Genomic DNA, 1,116 nt, shown 5'->3' with positions numbered 1-1,116 from the left:
GGTCTGTCTCCGATGGAATATCGAAGCCAGACCTTAGTTGCATAATTTTTATTATTTCCACTGTCTACTTGACAGGGGGCAGTTCAATTAACATATGGCAGGGGGTATTTATATGGAGTTTTACGATACACATAGACTCGTTAAAAGTGAAGATTTAAATCATCATGGGACATTATTTGCAGGAAGGATGACAGAGTGGTTTGTTGAGAGTTGTTTTATAACAGTATCAAATGAATATGGACATCCTGAAAATTTAGTTTGTTTAAAAGTACATGAAGTCAAATTTACAAAACCTATAAAAAAAGGTGATATTATAAAAATAAAATCAGCAATTGTATATGCTGGGAAAATAAGTTTGACTGTTTATGGAAAAGTTATTAGAGATGGAAGTATTATTGTTGAAGGATTTTTAACTTTTGTATGTGTAGATGAAAATGGAGCTAAGATGCCTCATAATATAGTACTAGAAGAACCAACGAACGAGGAAGATATAAAGATTTTAGAACAAGTTAAAAATTTAAGAAAATAATTTACATAAATAAAAAGAGATATCTTTATATAAAGATATCTCTTTTTATTTATGTAAATTATTTTCTTAAATTTTTAACTTGTTCTAAAATCTTTATATCTTCCTCGTTCGTTGGTTCTTCTAGTACTATATTATGAGGCATCTTAGCTCCATTTTCATCTACACATACAAAAGTTAAAAATCCTTCAACAATAATACTTCCATCTCTAATAACTTTTCCATAAACAGTCAAACTTATTTTCCCAGCATATACAATTGCTGATTTTATTTTTATAATATCACCTTTTTTTATAGGTTTTGTAAATTTGACTTCATGTACTTTTAAACAAACTAAATTTTCAGGATGTCCATATTCATTTGATACTGTTATAAAACAACTCTCAACAAACCACTCTGTCATCCTTCCTGCAAATAATGTCCCATGATGATTTAAATCTTCACTTTTAACGAGTCTATGTGTATCGTAAAACTCCATATAAATACCCCCTGCCATATGTTAATTGAACTGCCCCCTGTCAAGTAGACAGTGGAAATAATAAAAATTATGCAACTAAGGTCTGGCTTCGATATTCCATCGGAGACAGACC

The 1,116-nt window shown here is 30.1% G+C and carries 2 protein-coding genes; one reads left to right on the top strand and one right to left on the bottom strand.

What is annotated here, in order from left to right:
- Positions 1 to 112: 112 nt before the first annotated feature.
- The gene (locus tag VN21_RS17745; RefSeq protein ID WP_046824448.1) at positions 113 to 529 is read left to right on the top strand and encodes an acyl-CoA thioesterase; all 417 of its coding nucleotides are present in this window, start codon (positions 113 to 115) and stop codon (positions 527 to 529) included.
- 58 nt (positions 530 to 587) lie between these two features.
- Here VN21_RS17745 and VN21_RS17740 read toward each other — a convergent pair whose 3' ends face one another.
- Entirely contained in the window at positions 588 to 1,004 is a 417-nt protein-coding gene (locus tag VN21_RS17740; protein WP_046824448.1) for an acyl-CoA thioesterase, read from the bottom strand.
- Between the last annotated feature and the right edge of the window lie 112 nt (positions 1,005 to 1,116).

Source organism: Paraclostridium benzoelyticum (assembly GCF_001006285.1).
Taxonomy (GTDB): domain Bacteria; phylum Bacillota; class Clostridia; order Peptostreptococcales; family Peptostreptococcaceae; genus Paraclostridium; species Paraclostridium benzoelyticum.
This window is presented reverse-complemented; position numbering and strand designations above follow the sequence as displayed.